The 1,684-nt window shown below is 41.3% G+C and carries 3 protein-coding genes and 1 pseudogene; 3 read left to right on the plus strand and 1 reads right to left on the minus strand.

The window, feature by feature from the left end:
• A pseudogene (locus PX481_RS08405) lies at positions 1-506 on the minus strand (hypothetical protein); the annotation flags it as partial.
• Positions 507-665: 159 nt separating this feature from the next.
• On the opposite strand from PX481_RS08405, the gene PX481_RS08410 reads away from it, so the two are divergent.
• The 3 genes from PX481_RS08410 to PX481_RS08420 all read left to right on the plus strand — a co-directional run bounded on the left by PX481_RS08410 (position 666) and on the right by PX481_RS08420 (position 1,519).
• Complete coding sequence (locus PX481_RS08410; protein ID WP_002758035.1) at positions 666-956, plus strand: YiaA/YiaB family inner membrane protein; 291 nt, start codon at positions 666-668, stop codon at positions 954-956.
• A gap of 70 nt (positions 957-1,026) precedes the next feature.
• Positions 1,027-1,269 carry a hypothetical protein gene (locus tag PX481_RS08415; protein WP_002758040.1) on the plus strand — a complete coding sequence of 81 codons (243 nt, stop codon included), beginning with the start codon at positions 1,027-1,029 and terminating at the stop codon, positions 1,267-1,269.
• 67 nt (positions 1,270-1,336) lie between these two features.
• The gene (locus PX481_RS08420) at positions 1,337-1,519 is read left to right on the plus strand and encodes a hypothetical protein (RefSeq protein WP_002758041.1); all 183 of its coding nucleotides are present in this window, start codon (positions 1,337-1,339) and stop codon (positions 1,517-1,519) included.
• The last annotated feature ends 165 nt before the right edge of the window (positions 1,520-1,684 follow it).

A 1,684-nucleotide genomic window follows, 5' to 3' on the forward strand; every position in this document is an offset into this window, starting at 1 on the left:
CGGGAAATGCGATGGGGAATTGCCTCAGCATTGCGATTCATCCAGTTATAATTGCGTGTCAGCAAGTTAGCCACAGGAATCGCATCACAACGGGGATTAAATTGATCTAATTGCAATTCTACAGATGATTCCGAGCTATCAGGCTCTAAAATCCCCGTAATTGGCTTGATTTTAATTCTGGTTGTGTTGCCGTCAAAAATTTTTTCGATTAAACCAAGGGCTGCTAATTTATCTAACATCATACCGGCAGAGCGATCGCTGCCCTGGTCTTGATCCTGATAAAATAGATCGGATGCTTGTCGATGGGTACAGATAATGGCAGTGGTGGGAAAAATTAACTGGGATAAAGGGGGTTTTACCTGTCCTTCCTTGGCAATCGCATAAATCCAAAGACGCAGAAAACAAGTGGCACGCACCCGGGTTAATCCCACTCTCCCCACCAAGTGCTCGATCATTTGTTCTTGTTTTTCCCAAGAATACCAAATTTTCAGATGTTTAATCTCCATCTTTTTGGTCCTAGATTCTGACAATGATTATACTTGATACTTCACCCCACTTCACCCCAATTCACCCCAGTTCTCAACCCTCCCCCTACTAGATAGCGCTCATTGTTGTTGCACCTCTAGAACCGACAGAATGGGTGCAGAAACATTTAGGAGACGATTATGAACGATAAAAAATACGGTACTGCTCCCAGTCATACTCAAGCGTGGATTTTTCAAACTTGGTTATCTTTTATTGTCTCTATTTCTGCCACTTCTTTAGGAGTTATTTATCTGCCGGTAGATCCGTGGATTAAAGGTTATTTAGGCATGGGTTTACTATTTAGCGTCGGTTCCACCATTAATCTATCAAAAACTGTCCGCGATGTCGAAGAATCTAAACGCTTAATTAATCGCATTGACGAAGTAAAGTTAGAACGGATCTTGACTCAGTACGATCCTTATAAGGAGTAGTTTTTCTCAGTTATTGGTTATCAGTTTTTTCGATTATTCTAACTCTTTTTTCTGACTTAGGAGAGTTTATATGCTATTCACAACTAATCTCATCGGTGTGACCAAAGGAATAATTTCTCTTTTACAAAATCCCGGTAATACGCTGTCTGTATATGATATTGAAGATGGACTAAAAGAGAGTTGGTTACAGCGATTATCTTTGCAATATGTTAAAAGCGATCGGGAGCATCTCACCTTTGTAACTCCTAAATTAAGTTTTATGTCAAGCTATTTTGAAAGCCTTGCTAGAAGCAAGTTTCATCGACAAGTATAATTACTCACTTGCACAAATGAGATGCCTCCTCCCTAACAAATAAACAAACCAATAGATACTTGAGGCAATGATGATTGCAGAATTAAATATCCGGTTAGAAGCCCACGAAAAAACAACCGAAGAGATAAGGCTACGGAAGGAAGATATCGACCGGCAGTCGGCCGAGTTTAACCAGTGGATGACCAGAATCAAAGCAAGGCTGGATGCGATCGCAGGCAAGATCGAACGGGCCAAAAACAACACCAAGTAGGGTTTGTGGCAAAAAGTTTTTCCTGGGGGCAGGGTGTGGGGTGTGGGGTTTTACCAGTTTTGAGGTGGCCAATTACCTAATTTTCAGGGAAAAAGTGCCTAAATTTCCCCCCGATCACTCCCAGATCCAGTGCTTTTTGATTGACAAAAGGTCTAAAAGTCTTAC

It is taken from the genome of Microcystis sp. M53603_WE2 (assembly GCF_030065435.1).

What these genes read in the sequence shown, in the direction of transcription:
- PX481_RS08410 (WP_002758035.1), top strand. Translation starts at nt 666, where the DNA reads ATGAACGATAAAAAATACGGTACTGCTCCCAGTCATACTCAAGCGTGG.
- PX481_RS08415 (WP_002758040.1), top strand. Translation starts at nt 1,027, where the DNA reads ATGCTATTCACAACTAATCTCATCGGTGTGACCAAAGGAATAATTTCT.
- PX481_RS08420 (WP_002758041.1), top strand. Translation starts at nt 1,337, where the DNA reads ATGATGATTGCAGAATTAAATATCCGGTTAGAAGCCCACGAAAAAACA.